The sequence below is a fragment of the Saccharopolyspora endophytica genome (assembly GCF_018070075.1).
Classification (GTDB): domain Bacteria; phylum Actinomycetota; class Actinomycetes; order Mycobacteriales; family Pseudonocardiaceae; genus Saccharopolyspora; species Saccharopolyspora endophytica.
In genome coordinates this window covers 15184-30461 of record NZ_JAGPXE010000002.1, presented here as the reverse complement: position 1 = coordinate 30461, position 15278 = coordinate 15184, and the positions used below count along the sequence as shown (strand labels likewise).

Here is a 15278-nt window from a genome sequence, read left to right as displayed (position 1 = left end):
CCTGCTGAGCTGCGGTTTTTGAACACGGAGGTTTCGCTTGCCCACCGAACAGAACGACCCCGGCACGATCGAGTTCCCGCCCGTTCCCGCACCCGACGAGCAGGCATCCCGGGAAGCCGTGGCGCGGCAGGCGCAGTTGACCAAGCCGGCCGGGTCGCTGGGACGGCTGGAGGAGCTCGGCGTGTGGTTCGCCGCGCGGCAGGGCGTGTGCCCGCCGCACGCGCCTGCGCGCGCCCGCGTGGTCGTCTTCGCAGGTGACCACGGCATCGCCCAGCACGGCGTGTCGGCCTACCCGCCCGAGGTGACCGGCCAGATGGTCAGCAACTTCCTCTCCGGTGGCGCGGCCGTCAACGTGCTGGCCTCGCACGCCGGAGCGACCGTGCGCGTCGTGGACATGTCGGTCACCGTCGACACGCAGCCGGTGGTCAGCGCGCACAAGGTGCGGCGCGGCTCCGGGGCGATCGACCGCGAGGACGCGCTGACCGACGAGGAGGTCCGGGCCGCCGTCCAGGCCGGGCGGACGATCGCCGACGAGGAGGTCGACTCCGGGGCCGACCTGCTCATCGCCGGCGACATGGGCATCGGCAACACCACGCCCGCCGCCGTGCTGATCTCGCTGCTCACCGGCACCGAACCGGTCGCCGTCGTCGGGCGCGGCACCGGCATCGACGACAACGCGTGGATGCGCAAGACCGCGGCGATCCGCGACGCGCTGCGCCGGGCCCGCAAGGTGCACAACGACCCGATCGCGCTGCTGCGCACCTCGACCGGCGCCGACATCGCCGCCCTCGCGGGCTTCCTCGCGCAGGCCGCCGTGCGCAAGACCCCGGTGATGCTGGACGGGGTCGTCGTCGGAGCGGCGGCGCTGGTCGCCGAGGAGCTCGCGCCCGGAGCGCGGCAGTGGTGGCTGGCCGGGCACCGCTCCGCCGAACCGGGCGGACCGCTGGTGCTCCAGCACCTCGATCTCGAACCGGTGCTGGACATGCGGCTGCGGCTCGGCGAAGGTTCCGGGGCGCTCACGGCGCTGCCGGTGCTGACCGCCGCGGTCAAGGTGCTCGGCGAGATGGCCACGTTCGACGAAGCCGGCGTCGCCGGAGAGGCCGGGGCGTGACCGACGGTCTGCGGCTGGCGGTGTCCTGGCTGACGGTGCTGCCGTGGCCCGCGAGGCAGGTCGACGACCGCGCGTGCCGGCAGGCGATCTCCTTCGCACCGCTGGTCGGGGCGCTCGTCGGCGGCGCCGGGGCGCTGGTGCTGTGGGGGCTGAGCTCGCTGGGCGCTCCCCCGCTGCTCGCGGGCCTGCTCGTGGTGGCGCTGCTGGTGCTGGTCACCCGGGGCATGCACGTGGACGGTCTGGCCGACACCGTCGACGGGCTCGGCTGCTACGGACCTCCGGAGCGCGCGCTGCAGGTGATGCGCGACGGCGGCGCCGGACCGTTCGCGGTGGTCGCGCTGATCCTGGTGATCGGTGTGCAGGCCGTCAGCATCGGAGCGGTCGCGCAGACCCCGTGGGTGCTGGTGCTGGCCTGCACCACCGGTCGCGCGGCGTTCGTGCTGTGCTGCCGCAGCGGCCTGCCGTCGGCGCGCCCGGAGGGCATGGGTGCGCTGGTCGCCGGGAGCCAACCGCTGTGGCTGGTGATCGGCTGGTGGCTCGCGGCGACGCTGGCCGCCGCGCTGATCAGCCCGGCCGCCGCGGTGTCGGTCCTGGTCGCAGCGGGAGGGCTGCTGCTGTTCACCCGGCACGTCCGCCGTCGCTTCGGCGGGATCACCGGCGACGTCCTGGGTGCGGCCTCGGAGCTCGCGACGACCATCGTCCTGGTGGGCGCGACGCTCGGGCAGTTCTAGACCCTCAGGTCGCGCGGCGGTGGGCGCTCGGCGTCGTGCCGCGGATGCGCTTGAACGCCGCGCTGAAGGTGAAGGGATCGGCGTAGCCGACGGTGCGAGCGATCTCGCCGATGGTCGCCGCATCCCGCTCGGTCAGCAGGTCCGCCGCGAGGGTCATGCGCCAGCGGGTGAGGTAGGTCAGCGGCGGTTCACCGACCAGATCGGTGAACCGCTTGGCCAGGGTCGAGCGCGACACCCCGATGCGCCCGGCGAGCGCGGCGACCGTCCACGACGTCGCCGGTTCCGCGTGTAGCAGGCGCAGCGCCTCACCCGCGACCGGGTCCCGCTGGGCCTCCCACCAGGCCGGCGGTTCACCACCGGGACGGTCGAACCACTCGCGCAAGGTGCAGACGAGCATCCAGTCCAGCAGCCGGTCGAGCACCAGCTGCTGGCCCGGCGCGTCCACCGCCACCTCGGCGGCGAGGTGGTCGAGCACCGGGTCACCCGTGCCACCCGACTCCACGCGCAGCACGACCGGCAGGGCTTCCAGCAGCCTTCGGCTGATCTCGCCGCGCAGCGGGTAGGCGCCGACGATCAACGTCGTCCCGCTCCCCCGGCCCGGGTCGTGCCAGCCGAGCCGGTGCCGCGTGCCGCCCAGTTCGGGAGTCGCGCAGAACTCGCCGCACGCCAGCGGTTGCACCGAGGTGCCGATCTCGTCGACGAAGGTGAACGTCGCAGGTCCGCGGACCACGACGGTGTCGCGGTCCCGCAGCGGTTCGGGCTCGCCGCGCTCGGGCACGATCCAGCCCTGTCCGTCGAGGACGGTGCACAGGGTCAGCGGTGCTCCGTCCACGAAGTGCAGCGACCACGGCGGCGTCAGCGTCGAGCTGCCGAACAGCGAGCCCTGGGCCCGCAGCCCCCGGAAGAGGTCCCCGAACGCGTCCACGTCACCGACGTTAGACGATGACGCAGGTGATCCGGCTTCTCACCCATGGAACCGTCCAGGATCGGGGCGTTGAATCGTCGGCATGAGCACGCTGAACGCCCAGGACCTCGAGTTCCTCCGCCGCCCGCTGCACGGCTTCCTGTCGGTGGCCGCGGGCCCGACCCCGCCGCAGCCCCGGCCGGTGTGGTTCGAGGCCACCACCGAGGGCACGATCGAGCTGTTCACCGACCCCGCCTCGCCCAAGGTGGAGCGCCTGCGGCGCGATCCGCGGGCGTCGCTGGTCGTCGCCGCACCCGCGACCGAACGCGAACGCTGGGTGTCGGTCGCCGGCCGCACCTCGGTGGAAACCGGCGGAGCGTCCGAGCTGGTGGAACGCCTCGCGGCCCGGTACTGGGACCTCGACGACCCGAGCCGCGCGCACGACCTCGCCGGACTCCGCACCGGGACCTGGTTCCGCATCGTCCTGCACCCGGACAAGGTCACCCGCCTCGACTTCTAGACACGACGACGCCCCCTGCGATCGACCGCAAGGGGCGTCGGTGGACCAGGTGCTTAGCCGAGCTTGGTCATCCAGCCGTGGGTGTCCTCGACCGTGCCGTACTGGATCGCGGTCAGGCGCTCGCGGAGCTTCATCGTGACCTCGCCGGGCCGGCCGTCGGCGACGCCGAACTCGCCGTCGCGGTGCTTGACGTGGCCGACCGGGGTGATCACCGCGGCGGTGCCGCAGGCGAAGACCTCGGTGAGCTCGCCGGTGGTGGCCGCCTTCTCCCACTCCTCGACGGTGATCTTGCGCTCCTCGACCTGCATGCCGAGCTCCTTGCCCAGCTCCAGCAGCGAGGACCGGGTCACGCCGGGCAGCAGGCTGCCGCTCAGCGCCGGGGTCACCAGCTTCGCGTCGGCACCGGAGCCGAACACGAAGAACAGGTTCATGCCGCCCATCTCCTCGACCGTGTGCCGGTCGCAGGCGTCCAGCCAGACCACCTGGTCACAGCCCTGCTCCACGGCCTGCGCCTGCGCCAGGAACGACGCCGCGTAGTTGCCCGCGAACTTGGCCGCACCGGTGCCACCGGGAGCGGCGCGCACGTACTCGTGGCTCAGCCACACCGTCACCGGCTTCACGCCACCGGCGAAGTAGGAGCCGGCCGGCGAGGCGATCAGCGAGTACAGGTAGGTCTTCGACGGGTGGTTCACGCCCAGGCCGATCTCGGTGGAGACCATGAAGGGCCGCAGGTACAGCGAGCTCTCACCAGTGCTGGGCACCCAGTCGCGATCCACCGCGACCAGCTCGCGCAGCGATTCGAGGAACAGCTCCTCGGGCAACTCCGCCATCGCGATCCGGTTCGCGGAGCTGCGGAAACGGCGGGCGTTGGCGTCCGGGCGGAACGCCGCGATCGAGCCATCGGGCTGGCGGTAGGCCTTGAGCCCCTCGAAGATCGCCTGCGCGTAGTGCAGGACCGACGTCGCCGGGTCGAACTCCAGCGTGTGGTACGCCTCCAGGCGGGCGTCGTGCCAGCCCTGGTCCTCGGACCACTTGATCGTCACCATGTGGTCGGTGAAGAACTTGCCGAACCCGGGATTGCCCAGTACCTCCGCGCGGCGCTCGGCAGAGGCCGGTTGCGGGTTGGGGGTCCGGGTGAAAGACAGTTCTCCGTTCATGCGCGTACGGTATCGCGTGCGCTGGAGCAGTGAAAACCGGCTTGGCGTCAGTTGGTCATCCAAGTATCCGGGCGTTGCTAAACGGACGCGGAGATTCTGCTGATTCCTCCGCGGCGGGCGACATATGATGGAGCCATGACGCAGGCCCAGAACACCCCCGCGCCGCAGCCCACCTCGGTCCCCCAGGACGTCCGCGCAGGTGTGCTGGCCGGCCTGATGCCGTTCGGCGCGGGCATGCTGCTCACCCTCGGCTACGCCTGGATCGGCGTGTTCGGCGTCGTCCTCGCAGCGATCGGGGCCGCGGGCTGGGCCTTCTGGTGGCGCAACAAGTACCAGCAGTGGTTCCCGCAGCAGGTGACCACCGGCTCGGTGGTCGGCACGACCGTCCTGGTCGCGGTGATCACCCTTCTGCTGTTCATCTCGATCAGCTGACGAACTTTGATCGCACCCACCTTGCTTCGCGGTGCGAGCAGGGGAACCTGAGCGGTTCACGCCGCTCGGATCAGCTGAGCAGGTGCGCGGGGAGCTTCGGGACGGACCAGGACGGGTCCGGACGGGCGTCGCAGTAGGTCCCGTCGAAGGGGAACGCGCCGTCCTTGGCCAGGGAGATCATCTCCTCTCCCTCGGCGCGCAGCTTCGCCAGTTCGGCGTGGCTGAAACGGCCTGCGGCCAGCGCGTCGTCGAGCTCGTCCTCGTCCTTCCAGGACCAACTGCCGTCCGCCATGACCTCCACGTCCAGCACGCCGTCGACCCGCCGCACGCCGTATTCGTCCCGGCCGCGCGGGATTTCGAGATTGACGTACCAGTTCCGGAATTCCCCGCTCGGTTCGAAGAACCACCACACCGACGACCACCGGCTCTCGTGGACCAAGCGCAACGTCGAGGTACCGCGCCAGGTCGACAGGGCCGGCACGCGCGGTCCGGAGAACCGCTCCGCGAGCGGCAATTCACGCGGGTGCCGCCCGTCCGGGGAGGTCGTGGTCCGGACCGGGGTGTCCGGCAGCACCCAGCACAGCAGCTCCTCGCCGTCGTCGGAGACGACGCGAGCCGGGTGCACGTTCCCGAGCGAGCCGTCCAGGCGCCAGAAGCTGTAGAGCACCTGGTCGCCCGAGGACCACTGGTAGCGCTGAGAATTCCAGGTCATCTCGTCCACAATCGAATTGGGCATGACCGCCTCATTTCCACCGGCGCGAAACGATTCCCGCCAGCAAAGGACCGACAACAACCACTCCGAGCGTTGTCAGCATCGCAGAAACCGGCATGCTCATCGCCAGCACGACCGACAAACCCATCCCAAGGCATGCACCCCGCATGGGCCAAGTGGGTCCATCGGAGAGCAGCAAACGGGCGCCTGCGTTGGCAAGAGCGTAGTGCAGGAGCAGCGCGCAGGCCGCGAAGGACATCAACGCGATCGGGTCGATCAGCTGGGAGACGATCACCGCCGCGACCCCGGCGATCAGGTCCAGCAGGTACGGGGTTCCGGCGGGACCGGTGCGGCCCAGGACTGGCGGGAGCTCGCCGTCGCGCACCATCCCCAGCCCCGTCGAGCGAAGCGATTCCAGCGCGCCCAGCAGCACCGGCAGCAGCGCGACGGCCGCCCCGACGCTCACCAGCGGCACCAGGTCGGCGGCAGCGGCGGCGGTGAGGACGTCGCGGATCGGCATCGGCGACAGCGCCAGGCGCTCCCAGCCGAGCTGGTAGGTCAGGGCCGCGGTCATCACCGCCAACAGCACCGTCACCGCGATCAGCGAGATCGTGATCGCGCGGCGGGTCGCCGCCCAGGGCGCGCGGTCGCCGTCCTCGGCGGGCGCGGCGAGTCGCTCGAAACCGGTGAACGCGAGGAACAGCACCCCACCTGCGCCGATGATCCCCACGGCGCTCTCGTTGGAGGCGCCGGGGTCGACGTGCGCGGGAAGTCCTCCGACCGGGTCGATGGCGAAGCAGATCGCCACCACCAGCGCGATCACCGCCAAGCTCAGCGCGACCCACAACCAGGCCGCGGCACCGCGGATCCGAAGCCCGGTGGTCGCCGAGAGGACCACGAGCAGGATCGCGGCCCCCGCCACCAGGGCGCTGGCCGACGGCAGGAAGAACTCGCCGATCACGCGGGCGATCGCGGCGATCGCGGCGACCTGCGCGGCCAGGTGGGCCGAGGCGCCGATGCGGGCGGGCAGCAGGCCCATCCGCTCGCGCACGCACGCGTAGGTCGCGCCGGGCCCGCGGTGGGCTCGGGACTGGTAGGCGACGGCCGAGGACGCGCACACCGCTGCCAGCAGCGCGACCAGCAGTCCCAGCGGCGCCCACGGTCCGGCCGCCGCCGCTGCGGGTGCGGGTCCGAGCAGCACGCCGATGCCGACCATGCCGCTGAGCGCGAGCGGTAACGCGTCGCGGCCGGTCGTGGACCGGCTGTCCGTTTCCACCTGTCGGGTCACCGGACCACCCTTGCAGACGAGTGCGGGCACTTCAGCCTCCTGTCGGCTGACTCATGGCGGGAGACCGCCGGTGAGCGTATGACGGACGTGTTGACCACTGCCCTTCCCGCCACGCTCACGGTGAACACGCCGATCATCGGCGGACCCGGCGTTCTAGAGTGCGGGAAAGGCACCGATCCGGAGGATGACCACGTGACGACCCCGAAACTCGCCCTCACCGACACCGCGGTGGCCAAGCTGAGCGCGGACGCGCTCGTCATCGGCACCGTTTCCGGCGCCGACGGCCTGCGGCTCGCACCCGGTGCCGAGCCGGTCGCCACGGCCTTCGACGGCGACCTGGTCAAGGTGCTGACCTCGCTGGGCGCGAGCGGGAAGGCCGATGAGGTCGTCAAGCTGCCCGCCCACGGGCTGGCCGCGACCGTGCTGGTGGCCGTCGGCCTGGGCAAGGCCGGCGAGGACGGCCCGAGCGCCGAGGCGGTCCGCCGCGCCTCCGGTGCCGCCGCTCGCGCGCTGTCCGGTGTGGAGCACGCCGCGACCACGCTGCCCGCCGCCGACCTGCCCGCCGCGGTGCAGGGCACGGTCATGGGCGCCTACGCCTTCACCCAGTACAAGTCGAGCGACGGTGACGGCCCGGTGGCCGCGGTGGACTTCGTGGTCGCCGACGCCAAGGCCGACACCGCCGCCCACGCGCTCAAGGGCGGCACCGCGATCGGCGAGGCGGTCAACACCGCCCGCGACCTGATCAACACCCCGGCGAACGACCTGTTCCCGGCCTCCTTCGCCGAGCGCGCCACCGAGCTGGCCAAGGCCGCCGGCCTGGAGGTCGAGGTCCTCGACGAGGCGGCGCTGCGCAAGCAGGGCTTCGGCGGCATCCTCGGCGTCGGCGCGGGCTCGTCGCGCCCGCCGCGCATGGTGCGCCTGCGGCACAAGGGCCCGAAGGCGGCGAAGAAGGTCGCGCTGGTCGGCAAGGGCATCACCTTCGACACCGGCGGCATCTCGCTGAAGCCGGGCGCGGGCATGGAGAACATGACCTCGGACATGTCCGGTGCCGCTTCGGTGATCGCGACGATGGTGCTGGCGGCGAAGCTGAACTACCCGCTGGAGATCACCGCGACCGTCCCGATGGCGGAGAACATGCCGTCGGGCACCGCCTACCGCCCCGGTGACGTGCTGAAGATGTACGGCGGCAAGACCGTCGAGGTGCTCAACACCGACGCCGAGGGCCGGCTGATCCTGGTCGACGCGATGGCCCGCGCCTGCGAGGACGAGCCCGACTACCTGATCGAGACCTCGACGCTGACCGGTGCGCAGGTCGTCGCGCTGGGCAACCGCACCCCGGGCGTGATGGGCGAGGACGGTTTCCGCGACCGGGTCGCCAGGCTGTCGCAGGCCGTGGGCGAGGGCGGCTGGCCGATGCCGCTGCCGGACGAGCTGCGCGCGGACCTGGACTCGAAGCTCGCCGACCTGGCCAACGTCACCAACCACCGCTGGGGCGGCATGCTGGCCGCGGGCATCTTCCTCCGGGAGTTCGTGGCCGAAGGCGTGCAGTGGGCGCACATCGACATCGCGGGCCCGTCCTACAACACCAACTCGCCGTGGGGCTACACGCCCAAGGGCGGCACCGGTGTCCCGGTCCGGACCCTCGCGGCGGTGCTCGCCGACATCGCCGAGAACGGCTGAGCCCGCACTCGCCGGCCCGCCCGGAGCCGGCCGACCAACCCGGTCGGCTCCGGGCGGAACCCGGCGAACCGCCCACGATGCGGAACGAGAAGTTCAACCCGGGGTGACCTCGGCCCTGTCTTTGTGATCCGGGTCACGAAAAGGTCACCACTGCGGGGTGTGCCGATGTCACGATGGGTTTATGACCGAATCGCAACCGGCCACGCTGACCGCGGCCAGGCACGGCTATCAGGTCGACGTGGTGTGGACCGGCAACACCGGCCAGGGCACCAGCTCCTACCACAGCTACGAGCGCACCCACGAGGTGCGAGCCGTCGGCAAGGACTCCATCGACGCCTCCGCAGACCCGGTGTTCCTGGGTGACGCGGACCGCTACAACCCCGAAGAGCTCCTGGTCGCATCGCTGTCGCAGTGCCACATGCTCTGGTTCCTGCACCTCGCGGCCGACTCCGGCGTCGTCGTCACCGGCTACCACGACCACGCTCGCGGCATCCTGACCGAGAACTCCGACGGCACCGGCCAGTTCGAGGCCATCGAGCTGGCACCGGAGGTCACCGTCTGCGACCTGGCGACCGTCGACGTCGCCGAAGCGCTGCACGAGCGCGCCCACGAGCTCTGCTACATCGCCAAGTCCGTGACGTTCCCGGTGCGGTGCACGCCGACGACGCGCGTCGCGAACTGATTCACCGACGAATCGATTCAGCCTTCACCCGCGGCCGTGCGCGCAGCGAATCCGCGAAAAACCGCGACTCGCGCGTTCACGGCCGTTCGTCGGCGGCGCGCTGCGCGCGCTTGCGGAGAATGCGCTGCCGGGCCTGGTAATCGCGCATTCGTTGCGGATATCCGACCTTCGCGACTTCGTAGAGCGGAATGCCGAGCCGACGGGTGAAGCGCCCGGCCGCCGAAGGCGACTCGATCCGCCGACGCGTCCATTCCCCGTCGTGGGCGATGAGCAGCAACGTCGTCTCGGTGACCAACGTCTGCGGTTCGAGGTAGCCCTCGACACCGCGGCGCTGCGCCGCCCAGTTCCGGAGGTGGTCGGTGTCCGCGGCCGTGGCGCGTCGCCCGGTGCCGGGACGGCGGTTGCGGAACCGGTCGAATAAGCCCACCGAACTCCCCTCCCCAATCCCGATTCGGGCCGACTGCATTCGATTTTGCCACCGCGACCATGTGCGGAGTGTGAAAACGAGCTGAGAATGCGCGGCGCCCAGGTGATGAATGCAGCACAGATCACCCGGCCCACCGCGCATCGGCCGCTCGGGTGGTGACAAGATGGCTGGTGGTGTGCATGACCACCAGGTCACGCGACCAACCGCAAGTCAATGACGCCCTGTCGAGGAGTGCGAAGTGACCGACACGTCCGCCGATCTGGTCATTCTCGGCGGCGGTTCGGGCGGCTACGCCTGCGCTTTCCGCGCGGCCGAGCTCGGCCTGTCCGTCGTCCTCATTGAAAAGGACAAGCTCGGTGGGACCTGCCTTCACCGAGGTTGCATCCCGACCAAGGCCCTGCTGCACGCGGCCGAGGTCGCCGATTCCACCCGAGACGCCGACCAGTTCGGGGTGCGCGCCGCCCTCGAAGGCATCGACATCGACGGTGTCAACAAGTACAAGGACAACATCGTCTCGGGCCTGTACAAGGGCCTGCAGGGCCTGGCCAAGGCCCACAAGGTGACGATGGTCGAGGGTGCGGGCACCCTCGTCGACGCCAACACCGTCGAGGTCGACGGCACCCGCTACACCGGCAAGAACGTGGTTCTGGCCACCGGTTCCTACTCCAAGACGCTGCCCGGCCTGGAGCTCGGCGGGCGCGTCATCGCCAGCGAGCAGGCGCTGAACCTGGACTTCATCCCGAACAAGGTCGTCGTGCTCGGCGGCGGCGTGATCGGCGTGGAGTTCGCCAGCGTCTGGGCCTCGTTCGGCGCCGAGGTCACCGTCGTGGAAGCGCTGCCGCACCTGGTGCCCAACGAGGACGAGTTCGCCTCGAAGCGCCTGGAGCGCGCCTTCCGCAAGCGCGGCATCAAGTTCAAGACCGGCGTGAAGTTCACCGGCGCCACCCAGAGCGACGACGGCGTGTCGGTCAGCCTGGAGAACGGCGAGACCTACGACGCCGACCTGCTGCTGGTCGCCGTCGGCCGCGGCCCGAACACCGCCGGACACGGCTTCGAGCAGGTCGGCGTCACCATGGAGCGCGGTTTCGTGCGCACCGACGAGCGCCTGCGCACCAACGTCCCGGGCGTGTTCGCCGTCGGCGACATCGTGCCGGGCCTGCAGCTGGCGCACCGCGGCTTCCAGCAGGGCATTTTCATCGCCGAGGAGATCGCGGGCCTGAACCCGCAGCCGATCGACGAGGCCGGCATCCCGCGCGTGACCTACTGCCACCCCGAGGTCGCCTCGGTGGGCCTGACCGAAGCCGCCGCCAAGGAGCAGTACGGCTCGGTGGAGACCTTCACCTACGACCTGGCGGGCAACGGCAAGAGCCAGATCCTCAAGACCCAGGGCGCGGTCAAGCTGATCCGCGCGACCGACGGCCCCGTCGTCGGCCTGCACATGGTCGGCGACCGCGTCGGTGAGCTCATCGGCGAGGCGCAGCTGATCTACAACTGGGAGGCGCTGCCGGAGGACGTCGCTCCGCTGGTCCACGCCCACCCCACCCAGACCGAAGCTCTGGGCGAGGCGCACCTCGCCCTGGCCGGCAAGCCGCTGCACGTGCACGGCTGACAGCCGCACGCAGCAGCAGCGAAAAGACAGCCGCACCCCGCCACACCCACGAGGAGTCAGCAACCGATGGCCTTCTCCGTTCAGATGCCGGCGCTCGGCGAGAGCGTCGCCGAGGGCACGATCACCCGGTGGCTCAAGCAGGAGGGCGAGACCGTCGAGGTCGACGAACCCCTGCTCGAGGTCTCCACCGACAAGGTCGACACCGAAATCCCGTCCCCGGCCGCCGGCGTGCTGCAGCGCATCGTCGCCCAGGAGGACGACACCGTTGAGATCGGCGGCGAGCTCGCCGTCATCGGCGACGCCGGCGAGGCGTCCGCCGCCCCGGCCGCGGCTCCTGCCGCCGAGCCGGAGCCGGAGCCTGAGCCCGAGCCCGCTCCCGCCGCCGAGGCCCCCGCCGCTCCGGCGGCCGAGCCCGCTCCGGCCCCGGCCGCCCCCTCCGGTGGTGGGCAGGGCACCGACGTGACCATGCCCGCCCTGGGCGAGAGCGTCGCCGAAGGCACGATCACCCGGTGGCTCAAGCAGATCGGCGAGTCGGTCGAGGTCGACGAGCCGCTGCTGGAGGTCTCCACCGACAAGGTCGACACCGAAATCCCGTCGCCGGTGGCCGGCACGCTGCTGGAGATCAGCGCCGGTGAGGACGACACCGTCGAGGTCGGCGCCAAGCTGGCCGTGATCGGCGCCGCCGGTGCCGCCGCGCCCGCCGCCCCGGCTCCCGAGCCCGCTCCGGAACCCCCGGCTGCTCCGGCCGCCGCTGCTCCGGCTCCGGCCGCTCCGGCTGCTCCCGCCGCAGCCCCGGCCGCTCCGGCTCAGGAGGAAGAGGCGCCGGCGAACAACGGTGGCGCTCCGTACGTGACTCCGCTGGTGCGCAAGCTGGCCAACGAGCACGGCATCGACCTGACCTCGATCAAGGGCAGCGGCGTCGGCGGTCGCATCCGCAAGCAGGACGTCCAGGCCGCGATCGACGCCAAGCAGGCCCCGGCCCAGACCGCTCCGGCCGCTCCGGCCGCTCCGGCCGCCGCGGCGACGAGCTCCGCCCCGGTCACCGCGGTCGAGCCGTCGGACGAGGCCAAGGCGCTGCGCGGCACCACGCAGAAGATGTCGCGCCTGCGGCAGCTGCTGGCCCGCCGCATGGTCGAGTCGCTGCAGACCGCGGCCCAGCTGACCACGGTGATCGAGGTCGACGTCACCCGGATCGCCCGGCTCCGCGACCGCGCCAAGGGCAGCTTCGAGGCGTCCGAGGGCGTCAAGCTCTCGTTCCTGCCGTTCTTCGCCAAGGCCGCGGCCGAGGCGCTGAAGCTGCACCCGAAGCTCAACGCCTCGATCGACGAGGAGAACTCCTCGGTGACCTACCACGGCGCCGAGCACCTCGCGATCGCGGTGGACACCGAGCGCGGCCTGGTCTCGCCGGTGATCCACGACGCCGGGGACCTCAACCTCGGCGGGCTGGCCCGCAAGATCGCCGACCTGGCGGCGCGGACCCGCAACAACAAGATCAAGCCCGACGAGCTCTCCGGTGGCACCTTCACCATCACCAACACCGGTAGCCGGGGCGCGCTGTTCGACACGCCGATCCTGAACCCGCCGCAGGTGGGCATGCTGGGCACCGGCACCGTCGTCAAGCGCCCGGTCGTGGTGGCCGACGAGAACGGCGGCGACACGATCGCCATCCGCTCGATGGTCTACCTGGCGCTGTCCTACGACCACCGCCTGGTCGACGGCGCCGACGCCGCCCGCTTCCTGACCACGCTCAAGCAGCGCCTGGAAGAGGGAGCGTTCGAGGCCGACCTCGGCCTCTAGAGAGGGGTTCGTACTCACCCTGCTCAGCGGTGCGGGTAGCGGAGCCTCAGACGTCCTCCGGGTCCGGGCGCCACTCCTGATGTATGCCAATGCACGGCGTCGCGGCGTCCTCCCCGGAGAACGTCTGAGAACCCGCGGCGGAGCAAGTTGAGTCCCACACCTGGAACAAGAAGAAGCGGCCGCTCACCGGTTTCGGTGGGCGGTCGCTTCTTTCGCACCGGAAAGGTTCGCGCGGGCCCCACCGGTGCGGGACGATGCCGGACATGCGCGTCGTCGTCGCCGGATCGTCAGGGTTGATCGGTACGTCCTTGGTGGCCGGGCTCCGCCAAGGTGAGCACGAGGTGGTGCGGCTCGTCCGCCGCGCGCCCGCCGCTCCGGACGAGCGGAGCTGGGACCCCGACGCCGGGAAGCTGGACGCCGAGGCGCTGGACGGCGCGGACGCGGTGGTGAACCTGAGCGGGCCGGGCATCGGCGACAAGCGCTGGAGCCCGGAGCGCAAGCGCCACCTGCTGCAGGCCAGGGTGCGCGCCACCGAGGTCATCGCGGGGGCGGTCGCGGCGGCCGGTGTCCCGGTCTTGGCCAACGCGTCGGCGGTCGGCTTCTACGGCGACACCGGTTCGCACCCGGCCACCGAGACCTCCCCGCCGGGCACGGACTTCCTGGCCACGCTGTGCCGCAGGTGGGAAGCCGCGACGGCGCCCGCGGCCGATGCCGGTGCCCGGGTCGTGCTGCTGCGCACCGGCCTGGTGATCTCACCTTCCGGCGGTCTGCTCGGGCAGCTCCGTCCGCTGTTCTCGCTGATGCTCGGCGGCAGGCTCGGTTCGGGGACCCAGTACATGCCCTGGATCTCGCTGGACGACGAGATCGCCGCGATCCGGTTCGCGCTGGAGAACCCGGACGTCTCGGGGCCGGTGAACCTCACCGGACCGGCCCCGGTCACCAACGCCGAGTTCACCCGCGCCCTCGGCGAGGCGCTGGGCCGCCCGGCTCCGTGGGTCGTGCCCGGTTTCGCGCTGCGGATCGCCATGGGCGAGCTCGCCGACACCGCGCTGACCGGTCAGCGGGCGATGCCGACGGTGTTGGAGGCCAACGGTTTCAACTTCCAGCACCCGACGCTGGGAGCAGCGCTGGCCGCGGCTACCGGGAGGTAACCGACCTTCGGCCGCCGCCCTGTTCAGGAGGCGTAGCCTGGCGCCGTGAGTCGTGCCAATTCTTCGTGTCGCGAGTCGTCCGAGCCGATGGCCGTGCGGCACCTGGGAACCATCGATTACCTGGACGCCTGGGACCTGCAGCGCGAGTTGGCCACCGGCCGCGTCGAGGGCCAGAACCCCGACACCCTGCTGCTGCTGGAACATCCGTCGGTCTACACGGCGGGCAAGCGGACGCAGCCGGAGGACCGCCCGTCGGACGGCACGCCGGTCATCGACGTGGACCGCGGTGGCAAGATCACCTGGCACGGCCCCGGCCAGATCGTCGGCTACCCGATCGTGCAGCTGTCCGACCCGATCGACGTCGTGGACTACGTGCGCCGCCTGGAGCAGGCGCTGATCCACGTGTGCGACCAGTTCGGCCTCGACGCGGGTCGGGTGGAGGGCCGCAGCGGCGTGTGGCTGCCCGCGGTCGACGGACGCCCGGAGCGCAAGATCGCCGCGATCGGCATCCGCGTGCAGCGCGGCGTGACGATGCACGGCCTGGAGCTCAACTGCAACGCCGACCTGCGCGAGTTCGACCGCATCGTGCCGTGCGGCATCGCCGACGCGGGGACCACGTCGCTGTCGGACGAGCTCGGTCGCGACGTCCCGGTCGACGAGGTGTATCCGCTGGTCGAGCAGGCGGTGCAGGACGCGCTGGACGGCCGGCTGGAACTCGTCGAGCGCAACATCCCCCGCCACCAGCCCGCCGCCGCGGGCGTCACCCTGGCGCTGGACCCCAGCCTCCGCTGACAGCGCGTCGAAGCCCGCGTGGCCGCCCTGGAGTCCGAGCGCTCCGCCGGTTCGGAACCGGCCGCGGAGCCCAGCGGCGGCCGCCTGCGCTACGGGGGCCACCTGGCCGAGGCCGCCGAGCTGGGCTCGACCGGCCGCCTCTACCACCACCTCAAGTCGCTGACCGCGACCAACCTCGTGGAGCAGGACAAGCGCGGTTCCTACCGGCTCCGGCCGAAGGCCGCGATCCCGGCGCTCGTCCTGCTCACGGCGGCCTCCGACGTCGCCGACCAGCTCCGCTGATCG

At 71.4% G+C, this 15278-nt stretch carries 16 protein-coding genes; 11 read left to right on the top strand and 5 right to left on the bottom strand.

Going from position 1 to position 15278, the window contains the following annotated elements:
* Positions 1-37: 37 nt before the first annotated feature.
* Positions 38-1111 (top strand): nicotinate-nucleotide--dimethylbenzimidazole phosphoribosyltransferase, encoded by a 1074-nt coding sequence (cobT, locus tag KBO27_RS04250; RefSeq protein ID WP_210968670.1) that lies wholly within the window; start codon positions 38-40, stop codon positions 1109-1111.
* Entirely contained in the window at positions 1108-1842 is a 735-nt protein-coding gene (gene cobS, locus KBO27_RS04245; protein WP_307870230.1) for an adenosylcobinamide-GDP ribazoletransferase, read from the top strand. Before cobT ends, cobS begins: the two co-directional genes overlap by 4 nt.
* Before the next feature lie 4 nt (positions 1843-1846).
* On the opposite strand, the gene KBO27_RS04240 is transcribed toward cobS, so the two are convergent.
* Positions 1847-2767 carry an AraC family transcriptional regulator gene (locus KBO27_RS04240; RefSeq protein WP_210968669.1) on the bottom strand — a complete coding sequence of 307 codons (921 nt, stop codon included), beginning with the start codon at positions 2765-2767 and terminating at the stop codon, positions 1847-1849.
* A gap of 82 nt (positions 2768-2849) precedes the next feature.
* Here KBO27_RS04240 and KBO27_RS04235 point away from each other — a divergent pair, with 82 nt between their 5' ends.
* Positions 2850-3266: a pyridoxamine 5'-phosphate oxidase family protein gene (locus tag KBO27_RS04235; protein WP_210968668.1), complete on the top strand. Its 417-nt coding sequence runs from the start codon at positions 2850-2852 to the stop codon at positions 3264-3266.
* 53 nt (positions 3267-3319) lie between these two features.
* Here KBO27_RS04235 and KBO27_RS04230 read toward each other — a convergent pair whose 3' ends face one another.
* Positions 3320-4423, bottom strand: coding sequence for a branched-chain amino acid aminotransferase (locus KBO27_RS04230; protein ID WP_210968667.1), 1104 nt, complete (start codon positions 4421-4423; stop codon positions 3320-3322).
* A 135-nt stretch (positions 4424-4558) separates the two neighbouring features.
* On the opposite strand from KBO27_RS04230, the gene KBO27_RS04225 reads away from it, so the two are divergent.
* A complete protein-coding gene (locus KBO27_RS04225; protein ID WP_132672526.1) occupies positions 4559-4855 on the top strand; it encodes a hypothetical protein in 297 nt (98 codons plus the stop codon).
* A gap of 70 nt (positions 4856-4925) precedes the next feature.
* Here the strand turns inward: KBO27_RS04225 and KBO27_RS04220 are convergent, their stop codons facing one another.
* Both KBO27_RS04220 and KBO27_RS04215 read right to left on the bottom strand, forming a co-directional pair.
* The gene (locus KBO27_RS04220) at positions 4926-5591 is read right to left on the bottom strand and encodes a ribonuclease FAU-1 family protein (protein ID WP_246536295.1); all 666 of its coding nucleotides are present in this window, start codon (positions 5589-5591) and stop codon (positions 4926-4928) included.
* 7 nt (positions 5592-5598) lie between these two features.
* Positions 5599-6855, bottom strand: coding sequence for an APC family permease (locus tag KBO27_RS04215; protein WP_210968666.1), 1257 nt, complete (start codon positions 6853-6855; stop codon positions 5599-5601).
* A 192-nt stretch (positions 6856-7047) separates the two neighbouring features.
* Here KBO27_RS04215 and KBO27_RS04210 point away from each other — a divergent pair, with 192 nt between their 5' ends.
* Entirely contained in the window at positions 7048-8535 is a 1488-nt protein-coding gene (locus KBO27_RS04210; protein ID WP_210968665.1) for a leucyl aminopeptidase, read from the top strand.
* A gap of 181 nt (positions 8536-8716) precedes the next feature.
* Positions 8717-9217: an OsmC family protein gene (locus KBO27_RS04205; protein ID WP_132672523.1), complete on the top strand. Its 501-nt coding sequence runs from the start codon at positions 8717-8719 to the stop codon at positions 9215-9217.
* 76 nt (positions 9218-9293) lie between these two features.
* Here KBO27_RS04205 and KBO27_RS04200 read toward each other — a convergent pair whose 3' ends face one another.
* A complete protein-coding gene (locus tag KBO27_RS04200) occupies positions 9294-9644 on the bottom strand; it encodes an oxidoreductase (RefSeq protein ID WP_210968664.1) in 351 nt (116 codons plus the stop codon).
* A 238-nt stretch (positions 9645-9882) separates the two neighbouring features.
* Between KBO27_RS04200 and lpdA the strand changes: the two genes are divergently transcribed.
* The 5 genes from lpdA (at position 9883) to KBO27_RS04175 (ending at position 15275) form a co-directional block, all read left to right on the top strand.
* Positions 9883-11253: a dihydrolipoyl dehydrogenase gene (lpdA, locus tag KBO27_RS04195; RefSeq protein WP_210968663.1), complete on the top strand. Its 1371-nt coding sequence runs from the start codon at positions 9883-9885 to the stop codon at positions 11251-11253.
* 66 nt (positions 11254-11319) lie between these two features.
* Positions 11320-13050, top strand: a complete 1731-nt coding sequence (sucB, locus tag KBO27_RS04190) for a 2-oxoglutarate dehydrogenase, E2 component, dihydrolipoamide succinyltransferase (RefSeq protein ID WP_210968662.1) — start codon at positions 11320-11322, stop codon at positions 13048-13050.
* 263 nt (positions 13051-13313) lie between these two features.
* Positions 13314-14201 carry a TIGR01777 family oxidoreductase gene (locus tag KBO27_RS04185; RefSeq protein ID WP_210968661.1) on the top strand — a complete coding sequence of 296 codons (888 nt, stop codon included), beginning with the start codon at positions 13314-13316 and terminating at the stop codon, positions 14199-14201.
* Between the two features lie 45 nt (positions 14202-14246).
* Complete coding sequence (gene lipB, locus KBO27_RS04180; RefSeq protein ID WP_210968660.1) at positions 14247-14993, top strand: lipoyl(octanoyl) transferase LipB; 747 nt, start codon at positions 14247-14249, stop codon at positions 14991-14993.
* An 18-nt stretch (positions 14994-15011) separates the two neighbouring features.
* On the top strand, positions 15012-15275 hold the full coding sequence (locus tag KBO27_RS04175) for a hypothetical protein (protein ID WP_210968659.1): 264 nt from the start codon (positions 15012-15014) through the stop codon (positions 15273-15275).
* Positions 15276-15278 lie beyond the last annotated feature (3 nt).